The following is a 14,630-nucleotide window of genomic DNA, read 5'->3' as shown; positions in this document are numbered from 1 at the left end:
AGTTTTGGTTAAAAGGTTGTCGGTTGCAGATCGATTGGTTGCGCAATCCGGTTGGTGTTCAGCGCCAATGCGCTCCATCGGTCTCCAATAAGTTCGCAAACGGCATTTGCCAGCCCGGCGGGGGTAGCTTTGGGCAGGGCTGGTTCGGGAAATTGCTGTAACAGCACGTTGCGGCTTCGTAAAAACGGGGGCACATCCATGTACAGAACCCGGTTGGGTACCATCCAGGGAGTATGTTGCGGGTTGGTTTTGGCATAGGCTACCACCACAGGCGTACCCACGGCCGCAGCAATATGAACGGGGCCGGTGTTGTTGCTGAGTAGCACGGGTGCGTCGGCCACGAGGGCGCAAAAAGCCGGTAGTGGTAAGGTGCCCGCCAGATTGAACGCACCCGACCCAATTTGCTCGCGTATCAATTGGGCGTACGGCTGTTCGTCGGGGCTTCCGGTCAGTCCTACCTGAATGCCCTGGGCCGTTAGTTGGCGGCCCACCTCGGCAAATTGCCCGGCTGGGTACCGCCGTTTTTCCTCGCTGACACCCGCATGAAGCAAGATCCAGGGGCGGGTTCGGTCGAGGCCGACTTTGTGGAGCAGCTGCCGGGCCTGAGCGGGGGCCTCGGGGGGGATTCGGAGCGACAATCGCTCGTTGGCCGTGGTTGCGCCAATTGCCCCGACTAAATCCAGTTGTCGGGTTACCTCGTGCCGGGTCGCTACGAGCACCTCGGGGTCGGGCACCCAATTGGTTAGCAGGTGATAGGGGTTCTCTCGGCAGTAGCCCAGCACCCGCCGAATCTGCGCCATGTAGCATAGCATCGCCATCGGGAGGGGATTCTGGCTCTGCACCGTAAACACCACGGCAGCATCGAACCGGCCCGCCCGTAGGGTATGGACTATCTCAAACAAGGCTTGCGGATCGGTGGGTGTCTGGTCTGTTTTTACCCACGGCAGGTCAAACGTAATCACCTCGTCGATGTCGGGAATAAGCCCGGCTACCGCCCGCCCGGCCGATGAGGTCAGCAAGGTGAGGTGACAGTCCGGGAACGACGTTTTCAGAGCCCGAAAAGCCGGGGTTGTCATCAATACGTCGCCCAGATTATCGGGACGGGCGCACAAAATGCGCCAGCCATTGACCCAGGGGTGGTGGGGGGCTTCGTTCATGGCAGCGACGGGGAGATAGCCTGGAGTTGCAAAATCTGTTCGGCGGCTTCCAGTAAACTGCTTACCTGAGCCGTTGGGGTTCGGTACGGCCCCGCCAGCCACTCGGTTTCGTGGCCCCGGTCGACCAGGATCGTTCGGCACCCCGCCCGGTTGCCAGCCTCCACATCGTTCAGAATATCGCCCACCATCCACGATGCGCTCAACTCGATGCCCAGGTCGGTGGCGGCCTGCCGGAGCATGCCCGGTTGGGGTTTGCGGCAGTCGCAGCCGGGCTCCGTGTCGATAGCGTAGTGGGGGCAATAGTAAAATCCGTCGAAAACCACCCCGGCCGGCGCGACCTCGTCGGCCAGTCGTTGCCACACGGCCACCAGGGACGATTCGGCAAAATAGCCCCGCGCCACTCCCGATTGATTGGAGACCACTACCAGCCGGTAACCCGCCTGTTGCAGGGCCCGCAACGCCCCGACTGCATCGGGATAAAACGCAATACGGTCGGGGTCGACGTTGTAGGGCACGTCGACGATCAGGGTTCCGTCTTTGTCCAGAAAAATAGCTTTGTTCATGCCTTTGGAGCCAGCACCACGGTTTTGTCGGTGGGGGCCATAGTGGGCAACAGGGGTAAATGAATGGGGGAGGGACCAACGGACTTGTTTTGCGCAATCCGTCGATAAAGGGCAAGCGTTTGCCCGGCTACGTGCTGCCAGGTGTAGTACTGCCCCACATGCCGGATGGCTTCTTCGCCCAGCAGCGTGCGGAGTTGCTTGCTATGAATGAGTACCGCCAGTTTGGCGGCCAGGGTTTCGGGTTGGTTGGGAGGCACCAGAAAGCCGGTTTCATTATCGAGTACGGTGCATTTGATACCACCCACCGCCGACCCCACCACAGGGGTGCCGCAAGCCATTGATTCAAGCGGGGTAATGCCAAACGGTTCGTACCAGGGTGTGGTCACAAACACGTCGGCGGCACTGTAGTAATAACGTAGCTCTTCGCGCTTACGGCTACCCGTAAACGTAACCTGATGGGATATGCCCTCTTCGTCGGCCAGATGCGCCAATCGGCCAATTTCGGGGGTTCGGGTTGGGTCGGGTGTTTCCGAATCGCCCCCCACAACCAGGAGTCGGGCCTGTATGCCGTAGTGGCGGCTCATATACCCCAGCGCCCGGATCACATTGTCGACTCCCTTGCGGGGTACCATCCGGCCCAGTTGCAGGATAATCGGTTCGGGGGTGTCGTGGCCAATCATCAGCCGCGCCAGGGCCTTATCAACGGGGTAGAACTGCTCCGGGTTGAATCCGTTCGGAATGGTGACAATAGTCCGCGGATTAGCCCCGTAGAGACTTATCATATCCTGCCGATCCTGCGGGCACAGGGCCACCACCGCATCGGCTTCGAGTATGGTTTGTCGTTCAATGGCGAACCGGTCGGCCGGAAACCGGTCGGAGGTACCCTGCAGCTGTCGGCGTACTTCGCCCAGCGCGTGAAACGTAATGGCAAACGGAATTCCCAGCCGGGCTTTGATTTGGCAGGCTACGTAGCCCGACATAAAAAAGTGGGCATGAATGAGGTCGTACGGGCGCGGCTGCGTACCCATGAACCGGATCATCTGCTCCGTAAACGCATCCATGTACGGGAGCATGTCTTCTTTGGCGACGGGGGCTACCGGCCCGGCTTCGATGTGGACCACCCGGATACCGGGTTGCCACTCGACAATGGCGGGCAGGGCCGGGTCGTCTAATCGGGTAAACACATCGACGTTGGTCCCGAGCTTCGTCAGGTGGAGAGCCAGCTCGGCTACGGCAATATTCTGGCCGCCCGCGTCGACCCCGCCCACGGCCGCCAGGGGCGATGCGTGTTCGGAAAGTAAAGCAACAGTAAGATTCATCGATGAGTCGTCTAGGAACGACCCCCAACCCGCCCGCAAGGCATGCACCGAAAAGAAAAAAAGCAGGGTGGAGTTGCTGTTCGTCAGCATCGCTCGTGTTTCGATGAACCGACTTCTACCGTTTATGTTACTTGTTTGTCTGCATGGGTTATAGATTAAGTGATTCGAGTGAGGATTCGGTCCCCCAATGGGGTTTTGGATCTGTTATTAGTTGAGCAAGGTTTCAATACTGGACAATCGGACTTCAGATACTGGAGGTTAGACGCACTACCATTCTGTAGAGAAGTCTAACGTCTAGTGTCCAACATCTAATGTCCAGTACTGAGGAGCGAGTTATAGTACACGAACACACCGGCCATATCGGCTTCTTTTTTAAGGTCTGGTTTCCGGGTTTTCAGATAGCCTTCGATCTCGGTTTGCCTATCGGCCATCAGCTCCAGCAGTGCCTTTCGGGTGCCCGCAAATCGGGTAGCCTCGGCTCCGCGTGCTACGTACCATTCGCGCTTTTTGAGCAGTTCTTCGTCTTTGGTGCCTACGTTCAGGGCCGCGTTGTAATTGGCGCGTTGGAGGGTAATGCTGTGCCGCTGAAGCAGTTGCAGTTTGCCGGGTACGAGTTGCTCGAAAAAGCCCCCGAGCTTGTCGGCTTCGCCTTTGAACTCGCGCACGTTGACAAACTGACTCACCGACCCCGCCCGGTTATTCATCACAAACTGCCGCACGCTGGGTGCTTTGGCCGCCCGGATGTCGTTGGACCCCGCCCGTACCTCTACCTCCTGATTGAGCAGATTGAGCCGAAGAGGCACCCCGCCGAGCGAGTCACTGGCTCCGATGCGGCCGTAAAACCGGATGTTACCCGCCTGAAATGTGGTGTCGTAATAAGCGTCGCCGAGGAGTTTGCCCTGTTCGCCAGCTACACCAAACAAGACACCGGTCGACGGAACAATGAGCCCGCTGAAGTTGACCCGGTCGCGGGTGGCACTGAGCATCCCGCCACTTTGGGCGTAACCGGGGCTCGTCAGGAATACGAATAAACAAAGAATAGACAGGTGACGCATCGGAACAGGATGGTTTGTGAGCTGATACTGACCCAGAAGGCACGGAAAGGGCCGTTCATACCTGAAAACGACAAAAAGGTGCCCGTCGGTGTGGGCCAAATTTTATTTGGTAAAGTGCGTAAAGCGTCCGGCTGTGTTTTGTACTTTTGGGGCTTTACTACTTCTCACTTCTAACATTTTCTTTATGAAAAAACTCGTACTGACGGGGCTGTTAGCCGCTGGACTAACGGCAGTCGGTTGGGCTCAGACTACGTTCCCACAAAACGGGGTTTACGATGAGCGGCCGGGGGTGTATGCCTTTACCAATGCGACCATTGTGGTAGACCCCAAAACGACGCTGCAAAACGCGACCCTGCTCATTCGCGATGGGCGTGTCGAGGCCGTTGGTACGTCGGTATCGGTGCCGGCTGGCGCGGTTGTAGCCGACCTCAAAGGCCGACGCATTTACCCTTCACTCATTGATCTTGACTCGGACTACGGGATGCCCGAAGTGCGAAGGGCTACCGGCAACAACCGGCTGGCTCCGCAGCTGGAAACCGCCAAAAAAGGCCCGTACTACTGGAATCAGGCCGTACAGCCCGAAAACGAAGCGGGTCAGCTGTTTAAAGTAACCGGCCCCAAAGCCGACGAACTGCGCAAGCTGGGCTTCGGGGCGGTGCTCACTCACCCGCACGACGGCATTGTGCGCGGTACGGGCTCGCTCGTGACCCTGGCCGACGACCGGGAAAACACGGTGGTGCTCAAAAACAACGTGTCGGCGCATTACTCGTTCAACAAAGGCAGCTCGGGTCAGAACTACCCCAACTCGATGATGGGGTCGGTTGCCCTGATCCGGCAGGCTATGTACGATGCCGACTGGTATAAGCGGGCCGGAGCCAAAGAGCAGGCCAACCTCTCGCTCGAAGCCCTGAACCGGATTCAGGCGCTGCCCGCCATTTTCGAAGCGGGCGACAAACTGAGTGTGCTCCGGGCCGATAAAATTGGCGACGAATTCAAAACGCAGTTCATCATTCGGGGTGGGGGCGACGAGTATCAGCGTATCGACGAAATAAAAGGTACGGGTGCTTCGCTTATCATTCCTGTCAACTACCCACAAGCTTACGATGTAGAAGATGCCTGGGATGCTGACAATGTGGCCCTCTCGGAGCTGAAACATTGGGAGATGGCCCCGATGAACCCCGGTATGCTGGCCAAAGCGGGCATTCCCTTTGCCCTGACGAGTGCGGGCCTGCGCAACCGTACCGAGTTTATGGCGAATGTTCGGAAGGCGGTTGAAAATGGCCTGACTGAGCAGCAAGCCCTCGAAGCCCTTACCACGACACCCGCCCGCCTGATTCGGGCCGAAGACATGGTGGGTACGCTGCAACCGGGCCGGATAGCTAACTTCATCATCACGTCGGGCAATTTGTTTTCGGCCGACAACGTGATCTATGAAAACTGGATTCGGGGTAAGCAGTATGTGGTAAACAACCGCAACGTGGCTGACCTGCGCGGAAGCTACAACCTGACACTGACACCAACGGCGGGCGGTAACAGCCGAAATCTGAAACTAAACATTTCGGGCAACAACCCCGAAAAACCGGAGTACCAGATTGTGGTTAGCGATACCGTGAAGCTGACGCCCAAAGTGGCGATCGACAACAACGTGGTATCGATGCAAGTGGCCCTCGACCGGCGTCAACCGGGTTCTCTCACTCGCCTGACCGGCTACCGGGATCAAACCTCGTTCCGGGGTGATGGCGAACTGCCTGATGGCAAACTGGTGACCTGGACGGCCGTTCGCACGGGCGACGCCCCGGCAAGCATGACGTCGGCCGCCCGTAGCACATCAGCTGTATCCACGTCGGCCGTATCCACGTCGGCCGTAGCATCGATGCTTTACCCGTTTGTTGGAATGGGCAATGCCCAGAAACCACAGGCTGAGACGATTCTGATTCGGAACGCTACCGTTTGGACTAACGAAGCCGACGGTATTCTGCAAAATGCCGACGTTCTGGTAACGGGCGGCAAAATTCAGCAGGTAGGCAAAGGGCTGTCGGCCCCGGCCAATGCCCGGACCATCGACGGAACGGGTAAGCACCTGACTACCGGTATCATCGACGAACACTCGCACATTGCTCTGCTGTCGGTAAACGAAGGCTCGCAGTCGTCGACGGCCGAGGTGCGCATGAGCGACGTGGTCAATTCCGAAGACATCAATATTTACCGGCAGCTGGCGGGTGGGGTTACTACCTCGCAACTGCTGCATGGGTCGGCCAATGCCATTGGTGGGCAGTCGGCGCTGGTGAAGCTGAAGTGGGGCGAATCGCCGGAGAACATGCTGATTAAAGGGGCTGACGGCTTCATCAAGTTTGCTCTGGGCGAGAACGTGAAGCAGGCCAACTGGGGCGATGCCAACCGGGTACGTTTCCCACAGACCCGTATGGGTGTGGAGCAGGTGTACATGGATCACTTCATCCGGGCGCGGGAGTACCTCAAAAGCTGGGCCGCTTACAATGCCCTCAAAGGCAAGGCGAAAGAGCAGGCAGTAGCCCCCCGTCGGGATATTGAACTCGACGCGCTGGGCGAGATTCTGGAGAAAAAGCGGTTTATCACCTGCCACTCGTACGTGCAGTCGGAGATCAACATGCTGATGAAAGTGGCCGACTCGCTCGGGTTCAAGGTAAACACCTTCACGCACATTCTGGAAGGCTATAAAGTGGCCGACAAAATGGCTAAACACGGGGTCGGTGGTTCGTCGTTTGCCGACTGGTGGGCTTACAAAATGGAGGTGAAAGACGCCATTCCGTACAATGCGGCCCTCATGCATCGGCAGGGCGTATTGGTGTCGATCAACTCAGACGATGCCGAAATGGCCCGTCGACTCAATCAAGAGGCTGCCAAAACCGTGGAGTACGGTGGAGTAAGCGAAGCCGATGCCTGGAAAATGGTCACCCTGAACCCTGCCAAACTGCTGCACCTCGACAATCGTCTGGGCAGTATCCGGCCGGGTAAAGATGCCGATCTGGTGCTCTGGAATGCGCACCCGCTGTCGATTTACGCGCGTCCTGAGAAAACCATCATTGAAGGAGCCGTGTATTTCGACTTGCAGGCCGAAGACGCCAAGCGCGATGCCCTACAGGCCGAGCGTGCCCGGATTATCCAGAAAATGATTGCTTCAAAAGCCGGTGGTTCGCCCACGCAACGGCCCAATTTCCGTCGGCAGCGTATGTGGCACTGCGAGGATATCGAAGGGCTCATGGCCGAAGGCGAAGAAGCCGACAATGCAGGAAAATAGTTGTAACTTTCATCTGCAAGCACGTTGAAACAGACTATGGAAACCACGGATCTCAAAAACACAATTCACCAACTGGTCGACAGTGTTCATAACGAGCATACGCTAGTGAATTTGTACGAACTTGTTGCCCTGGTGGTAGAGCAGCAGGACTTGCCCCTGGATACAGACACCGCCCTTCTGGAAGAGCGGCTGAAACAGATTCCGGGCCGCATGGAGCAAGGTCAGTACACCACCAACGAGCAAATGAAACAACTGACAAAAGAGTGGCTCTCCAAATAATCTGGACCGACGAAGCCAAAGAGGAGTTCCGACAAACAGTTGCCTATTTGTTGGATGCCTTTGGGGATGAAGTGACCGAAAAACATACAGACAAACTGTACCATACGCTCGAAACTTTGTCGCAGATGCCTTTCATCGGGAAACGACACGCCGAAGTGCCGGCCATCAGACAACAGGTAGTACGACCCTATACGGTGGTGTGCTACACGGTGGTGGCGGAATTTTTAGTCGTTGTCAATCTGAAAGACTCGCGCAAAGGGGGGCGTTAATCATCATGAGACATTTCTTTCTTTCACTATTGGCCCTGACCGCCTTCGGGAAGGTATGGGCGCAGAACCCCGCCCCGGCCAAGCCGCAGGCGCGGGCTATTGCCCTCATGGGGGCTACTATTCACGTTGGCGATGGCCGCGTGATTCAAAACGGACTCATTACCTTCGATAAGGGTGTGATTACGGGCGTGGGCGATGCAAGCACCGTGCGGATCAACCGCAACGAAGTCGATGTGATTGACCTCACCGGCAAGCACATTTACCCCGGCCTTATCTCACCCGCGTCGTTGGTGGGCTTGCAGGAGGTAGCCTCGGTACGCGCTACCGTCGACTCCCGCGAAATTGGCGAACTGAACCCCAACGTGCGGGCGCTGATTGCGTATGATACCGACTCGGAAATTATCCCGACGATTCGCAACAACGGGGTGCTCCTCACGCAGGCCATGCCTCTGGGCGGTACGGTTTCGGGCTCGTCGTCGATCATGCACACCGACGGCTGGAACTGGGAAGATGCTGTTTTGCGCAAAGACGACGGGATCTGGCTCAACTGGCCCGGTTATTTTGCCCGCAATTTCGACTTCGACACCTTCTCGGTGAGCATCAAAAAGAACGACAAGCGCGACGAGGCTATGCGGGCCATCGAAACGGTGTTTGCCGAAGCCAAAGCGTACGCGGCCCTGCCGTCGCCCACGCCTATGAACCTGAAATTTGAGGCTATGCGCGGCTTGTTTACGGGGCGGCAAAACCTCTACGTGCGGGCCGATCTGGGCAAGGACATCATCGAAGCTGTGCGGTTTGCCAGGGCCGCCGGCGTTCCCAACGTGGTGATTGTTGGGGGCGAAGAGGCTGATCGGGTGGCTGGTTTCCTCAAAGAAAACAACGTGCCGGTGATTCTGAGCGCCCTGCACCGCCTGCCCAACCGGCAGGACGAAGCCGTTGACCTGCCTTACCGGTTGCCCGGTATCCTGCAAAAAGCAGGTGTACTGGTGGGTCTGAGCTACGCCGAAGAGTGGTGGCGCACGCGTAACCTGCCCTTTTTGGCAGGCACGGCTGCTGGCTTCGGCATTGGCGACCGCGAAGAGGCCCTTAAACTGGTGACCTCCAACACGGCCAAAATTCTGGGTATCGACAAGGTGGTGGGCACGCTCGAAACAGGCAAGCAGGCCACCCTGTTTGTGTCGGCTGGCGATGCGCTCGACATGCGGACCAACGTCGTTGAGCACGCCTTTATTCAGGGCCGCAAGGTAAACCTCGACGATAAGCACAAGCGCCTGTACCAAAAGTTCAAAACCAAGTACGGGCAGGAATAAGGAGCGATGAGTGATGAACGATGAGTGATGAACTTGCTGACGCCCTAAAAACGCTCATCGTTCATCACTCATCAGTCATGGTTTTCCTTTTCTTCCAAAACAATCGTTCGGGGTGGGTGTTCTACCTGCAAAGTAGATTATCAACCCGAATCGAACCAACGTTATGGAAGATCCCGATAAAGAAGACATCCTGCGGGCCAAACAGGCTATTTCGCCCGCGGGCCTGGGCGACCGCTCCGACAAGGCAACTCAATTGCCCGGCAACGACAGCCCGACCGACACGCCCATCGACGACATGAACGTGACCCCCACCGATGAGGTTGTGGGTGAAGATGATAACGAGCCAACCACGCACCCCAATCGCAACCGCGATGGCAAGGTAGACATTGGTAAAGGGCCGTATGCGTAGACACAAATCCAGTTTTTGACTAACAGCAGGCCCAGTCGGTTCAATCGGCTGGGCCTGATTTGTGGAGGGGTAGCTCGCTACTTGTTATCCTTTCTCCCTTCTGCCTTCTCCTTTATATCTTTGCCCTATGATTCGCATCTTTCAGCAGGACGAAGCCGCCGTTCGGAAAATTCGGGATATTGACTCGTTTCGGGATACGGAACGCACGCTTTGGGTGGATTTGCAAAATCCGTCTCCCGATGAGCTGACGAGTGTGGAAGAAAAGTTTGATGTCAGCTTTCAAAGCCAGCAGGAGCAGGCTGAAATTGAGAGTAGCTCGCGGTATATTGAAGAAGACGATTATCTGATTGCCAATACCAATTTTCTGGTACAGGACCGGAAAGGTGGCTATTCCAACGTGCCGGTTAGCTTTATGCTCAAAGATGAGTTGCTGTTTACCACCCGCAACGCCGACCTTAAAGCCTTTGCCGACACCGTAAAACGGATCAAGTCGCGCCGGGCCCGGTTTCGCGACGGCGGACAGATTATGCTCTCTATCTTCGAATCCCGAATCGACTCCGACGCCGACCTGATCGAGAGCATTTCGCAGGAGGTAAAAGCCATCAATAAGCAACTTGACCTCGATGCCAAGCTCGACCGTGAGATGCTGCTGAATATCAACGACTACCAGGAGTTAACCATGACCCTGCGTGAGAGCGTGGTGGATAAGCAACGGGTGATTTCGGCCATGATTCGCTCCAACGGCTGGTTTACCGACGAAGAACAGCAACAACTTCGGACCTTAATCAAGGACATCAACTCGCTCATTGAACATACCAACTTCATTTTTGAGCGGCTCGAATTTCTGCAAAACACGTTTCTGGGTTTGATTAACCTTGAACAAAACCAGATCATCAAGATTTTCACCGTCTTGTCGCTGGTGTTTTTGCCGCCCACGCTTATCGCCAGTATCTACGGGATGAACTTCGCCCACATGCCCGAACTCGGCTGGGATTACGGCTATCTGTTTGCGCTGGGCTTGATGGTGTTGTCGTCAGTGGGTACTTATTTGTATTTCCGTAAGCGTAATTGGGTGTAACTTTTCGGTACTTTCCCGGTCTTACACAACAGGCTGGGGGAACGTATGTGTGGAACCCGCCCACCACTCACGAAAAGTTGTACGTAACTATGCTTAACACTTCAGAACCATTTAACGAAACTATTGCCCGATTTGCCGCTCAGTACGGGGGGCGCCTGCTAATAGCTGGCTTGCTCATGCTGGCAGGTTATTGGCTCATTAAACTACTACTGAACGCCATTGGGCGTGTGTTCAACCGGCAAAAGGTTGACCGGGATATTCAGCCGTTTCTGCTCTCCTTTCTGAAAATTGGCCTGCAAATTGTCCTGATTCTGAGTGTGCTCAGTACGTTGGGCGTTGAAACAACCTCGTTTGTGGCTGTGATTGGTACGGCGGGGTTGGCCGTGGGGCTGGCTTTGCAGGGTAGCCTGGCCAACTTTGCCGGGGGTCTGCTGATTCTGGCCTTAAAGCCCTTTCGGGTTGGTGACTTGATTGCCGTTCAAACGTTTACAGGCTATGTAGAGGCTGTTCATTTGCTCAACACAGTGCTCGTGACAACCGACAATCGCACCATTACTATACCTAATAATGTGCTGACTACCAACGCAATTACCAACTATTCACGCATGGGTACGGTTCGCGTCGATTCGCAGGTGGTGGTCGACCGCTCATACACAGTGTCGCAAATCCGAACGCTCATTCAGGAGGCCGTCTCGACCTGCCCGCAGGCCTTGCCCGACCGGAAGGCCGATGTGCTGGTGAATAAGCTGACCGATAGTGGCCTACTTCTCGACGTGCGGGTGTGGTGCAAAATTGACCACATTGGGCAAACCAACTATGCTGTGCAGGAAGCCATCGCGGGGGCATTTGCCCGTGAGGGTATCGAGGGCCCCCGCAACGAAATCAATGTGCTCCGGTTCAAAACGGAGTGATTAGGAGGGAGCGATCTTTGGAGCACCCGCCAGGGCTTGGCATGGGTAACCAGTCCATAACTCGCATTAAATACCAAAACCCTGAAGGGGCGTAACTATTGACAAGCTATCAATAGTTACGCCCCTTCAGGGTTTTACGAACCTACAAACATACCCCTTATTTCTCCGCCCAGTAATCGACTACAAACACTTTGTCGAGGTGTGGGCCAAGTACTTTACCGAACGCCTTGTGGGCAGGGTGGGGCAGATAAGCTGCCCGACCAGCCTCACTGTCGAAGGTCAGAAAAAAGGCGTGGGTGTATCCCTGATTGAGGTTTTCGGGGCTGTTGTTGGTACCCCACTCAAAATCTTTGATTTCCTTGATCTGGCTCGGCAAGGCGCGGAAGGCATCTTCCACTTTCTTGATGTCGGCCGGCGTGGCAGAGTCTTTAAACTTAAAAAAGACAGCGTGACGGAGCATACGGGCAGTTTTTTTAGTAGGAGGATTATCGTTGTCAGATGCGAGCGAAACAGACAGGCTTAGGGCGGCTATCAAAACCGTAAACAGAAACTTGCGCATAGAAAAGATTGGTTAACTGAGTTATTGGCCCACAAGTTAGCCATCAGACGGTAGCGGGCCAAGTATTGCGTTCAAGGCTTATTGTGCCGTAGTTCGAGACCCACGGCCGAGCGGGGTTTGAAACCGGTCCAGGCGCCTTCGTTGGGCGACAAGGGCAGGTTGAGGTACCTGGCGTAGTCGAGTTTTTTGAGGTGTAACCCCAAAAAAGCCGTCACAAAATGCTGATTGATGTTATTAATGCGTCGCTCATTCCAGGCGGGTTCGGCATAGCGGTAGTACTCATCAAAGTGCAGGCCCGGTTTGAGCGACTCGGCTGGCGGAGGGTTAGGGGCTACGTTGTGCCGGGCGTTCAGATACGTAAGCAGGTACCGGTCGGCGTTGATGGCTCCGTCGTAAATAGCCTTGATGCCTTTTTCGTACCCCGAAATATCGTCTTTACTACCAGCAATAAACAGGGTCGGGACTTTCAGACCGGCCAGCCCTTCGGCATCCCACACACCCCGCTCCATACCCCAGGGGGCAAACGCAACGGCTACTTTGATGCGCGGGTCGAGCGATGCTTTGTAGGCCGGGTTCGTCATGGTTCTGCTGTCGAGGGCGTTGCTGCCACCGCTCAACTGCCCGAACGTTTTGGCCGCCTGCGCGCTGTAGCCAGCCCCCACTACGTTGAGCGCCCCGTAGCCGCCCATTGAGTAGCCAATAAGGGCCGTGTTGTCCGAGTCGACCAGACCCGCCAGAAACGATTGGCTGTTTTTAGCACTAAGCCGGGCTATTTCGTTCAGTACAAACAGGTCGTCGAGCGAGCGGTTGAGGAGTGTACTGGCAAAGCCGCCCGCATCCCGAAACGTCGATTCGGCATGGTCAATTCCCACCACGACGTAGCCTTTCGAGGCCAGATTTTCGGTGAGGTAGGTAAACAGCAACCGAGATCCCAAATAGCCATGTGACACAATCACGAGCGGATATGCCTCCGTGCCGGGGTCGGGTTCGGCGTCGCGCAGGGCCCGACCGGCAAACGTAAACGGAATGAGCGGGCGTTTGGGGTCGTTGGAGCTACCCATCACCTGATCGTAAACGACACGTTCGGTTTGGCCCGCCGGAATACGGGCCGGATACCAGATTTCGAGCGTCAGTTTACGGTCGTAACGGGGTGTTTGGCCACCTTTGCTGCGAAGCACGTCAGGCTGATCGGTATGGGTCACGGTCAGGGTTCGGACCCCAACTGAGTACTTACCCCGGGCGGCCAGTTCGGGGGCGTCGGGCAACAGATCACCAAACACAAAGGCATCGTTGGGGGCTTGTGCCCAGACGGCCGCCGAATAAAAAACAATACCCAGCAGCAGGGCGATAAAACGGGAAGAGAGTAGCATGAAGCAGGTACGATTTAGGAAACCGGGCCATAAGGCCAAATCGGCCCCGCAAAATAGGGCAAAATGGGTTTATTTCACCCGCCTGCTTCGGGACTTCGGGCTATTCTTTTACATCGGGCGGGCCGTATTTGGCATCGCGTAGGGCCACCCAATCGCGGGCGCTACCGCCAGCCGCAAAAAAGTCGTCTTCGTCCTGCAACTCCTGATCCCAACTAAACTCGGCCTTAAACTTGCCCTGTGCCGTCAGGTCGATCTGGAGCCGGTTGGCGCGGGGTTCATTGGCGTTTTTGCGGAGCAGGTACAGCGCCCGCACTACGTCGGTTACCTCGTCCGGAAAATCGGTATCGAGCACCTTCAGCTCATTCGTTGGGGTCAGGTACGTACCATCAAACTCAATATCGGTGCCGTCGGTCAGAATCTGAACGTTCAGACGGGCAATGAGCCATTCGTCGGGGATGGCCGAGCTGATGGCGTCTGTCAGTACGTTGAAAATATCGTTGTGGGTCATGTAAGTGGTTGGTTGGTCCGTGTAGTTTAACCGAAAAATAGAGGTCTCTTGTTCGTTTTGCCGTTCAGAAAGTCTTTTTTGTCGAATATTCAGAAAATGAGGAGTTTAGCGGCCAATCAAAACCCTTTACCAATATCGTATGAACCAGAAACCCTCTGCCGCTTTTATCGGAGCCTCGTGGGTAGCCTTAGGAGCCGGTATGGCTGGCTACCTGATCGGGCTTTGGCGTTCCGATCTACTCCTCAACGAAAAGGGGTACTATTTTACCATTCTGATGTATGGCTTGTTTGCTGTGGTGTCGGTACAGAAAAGTGTCCGCGACCGCCTGGAAGGTATTCCTGTCACGGATATTTACTACAGCATTTGCTGGTTTTCGACGGTTCTGGCCATTGTTCTCCTGACGGTGGGGCTGTGGAATGCGACGATGCTACCCAGCGAAAAAGGTTTTTATGCCTTTGCGTTTCTGCTGGCGTTATTCGGGGCCATTGCGGTGCAGAAAAACACCCGCGATAGTCAGGTGCCTAACGCAGCCGATACAGCCCCCAAACGTTCGGTTGTGTAACACG

Annotated in this window: 15 protein-coding genes; 8 read left to right on the top strand and 7 right to left on the bottom strand. The window is 55.8% G+C overall.

Translation table 11 applies throughout. The annotated features are described in order from the left end of the window. Positions 1 to 8 precede the first annotated feature (8 nt). From RUDLU_RS0104950 to RUDLU_RS0104935, 4 genes are all read right to left on the bottom strand, one after another. Positions 9 to 1,157: a glycosyltransferase family 9 protein gene (locus tag RUDLU_RS0104950; RefSeq protein ID WP_019987247.1), complete on the bottom strand. Its 1,149-nt coding sequence runs from the start codon at positions 1,155 to 1,157 to the stop codon at positions 9 to 11. Beyond that, positions 1,154 to 1,720, bottom strand: coding sequence for a D-glycero-alpha-D-manno-heptose-1,7-bisphosphate 7-phosphatase (locus RUDLU_RS0104945; protein ID WP_019987246.1), 567 nt, complete (start codon positions 1,718 to 1,720; stop codon positions 1,154 to 1,156). The genes RUDLU_RS0104950 and RUDLU_RS0104945 overlap by 4 nt, the downstream gene beginning before the upstream one ends. Beyond that, entirely contained in the window at positions 1,717 to 3,039 is a 1,323-nt protein-coding gene (locus tag RUDLU_RS26970) for a glycosyltransferase family 4 protein (RefSeq protein ID WP_157580092.1), read from the bottom strand. Before RUDLU_RS26970 ends, RUDLU_RS0104945 begins: the two co-directional genes overlap by 4 nt. Before the next feature lie 308 nt (positions 3,040 to 3,347). Beyond that, complete coding sequence (locus tag RUDLU_RS0104935) at positions 3,348 to 4,094, bottom strand: hypothetical protein (protein WP_019987244.1); 747 nt, start codon at positions 4,092 to 4,094, stop codon at positions 3,348 to 3,350. A gap of 184 nt (positions 4,095 to 4,278) precedes the next feature. Between RUDLU_RS0104935 and RUDLU_RS0104925 the strand changes: the two genes are divergently transcribed. The 7 genes from RUDLU_RS0104925 (at position 4,279) to RUDLU_RS0104895 (ending at position 11,627) form a co-directional block, all read left to right on the top strand. After that, positions 4,279 to 7,371: an amidohydrolase family protein gene (locus RUDLU_RS0104925; RefSeq protein ID WP_019987242.1), complete on the top strand. Its 3,093-nt coding sequence runs from the start codon at positions 4,279 to 4,281 to the stop codon at positions 7,369 to 7,371. 36 nt (positions 7,372 to 7,407) lie between these two features. Then, positions 7,408 to 7,650, top strand: coding sequence for a hypothetical protein (locus RUDLU_RS0104920; RefSeq protein ID WP_019987241.1), 243 nt, complete (start codon positions 7,408 to 7,410; stop codon positions 7,648 to 7,650). Then, on the top strand, positions 7,635 to 7,919 hold the full coding sequence (locus RUDLU_RS0104915; protein WP_027302769.1) for a type II toxin-antitoxin system RelE/ParE family toxin: 285 nt from the start codon (positions 7,635 to 7,637) through the stop codon (positions 7,917 to 7,919). The genes RUDLU_RS0104920 and RUDLU_RS0104915 overlap by 16 nt, the downstream gene beginning before the upstream one ends. 5 nt (positions 7,920 to 7,924) lie before the next feature. After that, positions 7,925 to 9,229, top strand: coding sequence for an amidohydrolase family protein (locus tag RUDLU_RS0104910; protein WP_027302768.1), 1,305 nt, complete (start codon positions 7,925 to 7,927; stop codon positions 9,227 to 9,229). A 163-nt stretch (positions 9,230 to 9,392) separates the two neighbouring features. Next, positions 9,393 to 9,638 carry a hypothetical protein gene (locus RUDLU_RS0104905; RefSeq protein ID WP_019987238.1) on the top strand — a complete coding sequence of 82 codons (246 nt, stop codon included), beginning with the start codon at positions 9,393 to 9,395 and terminating at the stop codon, positions 9,636 to 9,638. A gap of 127 nt (positions 9,639 to 9,765) precedes the next feature. Then, positions 9,766 to 10,716 carry a magnesium/cobalt transporter CorA gene (gene corA, locus RUDLU_RS0104900; RefSeq protein ID WP_019987237.1) on the top strand — a complete coding sequence of 317 codons (951 nt, stop codon included), beginning with the start codon at positions 9,766 to 9,768 and terminating at the stop codon, positions 10,714 to 10,716. 89 nt (positions 10,717 to 10,805) lie between these two features. Then, a complete protein-coding gene (locus tag RUDLU_RS0104895) occupies positions 10,806 to 11,627 on the top strand; it encodes a mechanosensitive ion channel family protein (RefSeq protein WP_019987236.1) in 822 nt (273 codons plus the stop codon). Positions 11,628 to 11,784: 157 nt separating this feature from the next. On the opposite strand, the gene RUDLU_RS0104890 is transcribed toward RUDLU_RS0104895, so the two are convergent. The 3 genes from RUDLU_RS0104890 to RUDLU_RS0104880 all read right to left on the bottom strand — a co-directional run bounded on the left by RUDLU_RS0104890 (position 11,785) and on the right by RUDLU_RS0104880 (position 14,064). Continuing rightward, positions 11,785 to 12,186 (bottom strand): Dabb family protein, encoded by a 402-nt coding sequence (locus RUDLU_RS0104890; RefSeq protein WP_019987235.1) that lies wholly within the window; start codon positions 12,184 to 12,186, stop codon positions 11,785 to 11,787. A 71-nt stretch (positions 12,187 to 12,257) separates the two neighbouring features. Next, a complete protein-coding gene (locus RUDLU_RS0104885) occupies positions 12,258 to 13,556 on the bottom strand; it encodes an alpha/beta hydrolase family protein (RefSeq protein ID WP_019987234.1) in 1,299 nt (432 codons plus the stop codon). 100 nt (positions 13,557 to 13,656) lie between these two features. Beyond that, positions 13,657 to 14,064: an immunity protein YezG family protein gene (locus RUDLU_RS0104880; protein WP_019987233.1), complete on the bottom strand. Its 408-nt coding sequence runs from the start codon at positions 14,062 to 14,064 to the stop codon at positions 13,657 to 13,659. Between the two features lie 139 nt (positions 14,065 to 14,203). Between RUDLU_RS0104880 and yiaA the strand changes: the two genes are divergently transcribed. Then, positions 14,204 to 14,626, top strand: coding sequence for an inner membrane protein YiaA (yiaA, locus tag RUDLU_RS0104875; RefSeq protein WP_019987232.1), 423 nt, complete (start codon positions 14,204 to 14,206; stop codon positions 14,624 to 14,626). Positions 14,627 to 14,630 lie beyond the last annotated feature (4 nt).

Source organism: Rudanella lutea DSM 19387 (assembly GCF_000383955.1).
Classification (GTDB): domain Bacteria; phylum Bacteroidota; class Bacteroidia; order Cytophagales; family Spirosomataceae; genus Rudanella; species Rudanella lutea.
This window is presented reverse-complemented; position numbering and strand designations above follow the sequence as displayed.

Excerpts from the sequence above, each read along its gene's own strand:
- RUDLU_RS0104950 (WP_019987247.1), bottom strand. The coding sequence starts at position 1,157 with ATGAACGAAGCCCCCCACCACCCCTGGGTCAATGGCTGGCGCATTTTG.
- RUDLU_RS0104945 (WP_019987246.1), bottom strand. The coding sequence starts at position 1,720 with ATGAACAAAGCTATTTTTCTGGACAAAGACGGAACCCTGATCGTCGAC.
- RUDLU_RS26970 (WP_157580092.1), bottom strand. The coding sequence starts at position 3,039 with ATGAATCTTACTGTTGCTTTACTTTCCGAACACGCATCGCCCCTGGCG.
- RUDLU_RS0104935 (WP_019987244.1), bottom strand. The coding sequence starts at position 4,094 with ATGCGTCACCTGTCTATTCTTTGTTTATTCGTATTCCTGACGAGCCCC.
- RUDLU_RS0104925 (WP_019987242.1), top strand. The coding sequence starts at position 4,279 with ATGAAAAAACTCGTACTGACGGGGCTGTTAGCCGCTGGACTAACGGCA.
- RUDLU_RS0104920 (WP_019987241.1), top strand. The coding sequence starts at position 7,408 with ATGGAAACCACGGATCTCAAAAACACAATTCACCAACTGGTCGACAGT.
- RUDLU_RS0104910 (WP_027302768.1), top strand. The coding sequence starts at position 7,925 with ATGAGACATTTCTTTCTTTCACTATTGGCCCTGACCGCCTTCGGGAAG.
- RUDLU_RS0104905 (WP_019987238.1), top strand. The coding sequence starts at position 9,393 with ATGGAAGATCCCGATAAAGAAGACATCCTGCGGGCCAAACAGGCTATT.
- corA (WP_019987237.1), top strand. The coding sequence starts at position 9,766 with ATGATTCGCATCTTTCAGCAGGACGAAGCCGCCGTTCGGAAAATTCGG.
- RUDLU_RS0104895 (WP_019987236.1), top strand. The coding sequence starts at position 10,806 with ATGCTTAACACTTCAGAACCATTTAACGAAACTATTGCCCGATTTGCC.
- RUDLU_RS0104890 (WP_019987235.1), bottom strand. The coding sequence starts at position 12,186 with ATGCGCAAGTTTCTGTTTACGGTTTTGATAGCCGCCCTAAGCCTGTCT.
- RUDLU_RS0104885 (WP_019987234.1), bottom strand. The coding sequence starts at position 13,556 with ATGCTACTCTCTTCCCGTTTTATCGCCCTGCTGCTGGGTATTGTTTTT.
- RUDLU_RS0104880 (WP_019987233.1), bottom strand. The coding sequence starts at position 14,064 with ATGACCCACAACGATATTTTCAACGTACTGACAGACGCCATCAGCTCG.
- yiaA (WP_019987232.1), top strand. The coding sequence starts at position 14,204 with ATGAACCAGAAACCCTCTGCCGCTTTTATCGGAGCCTCGTGGGTAGCC.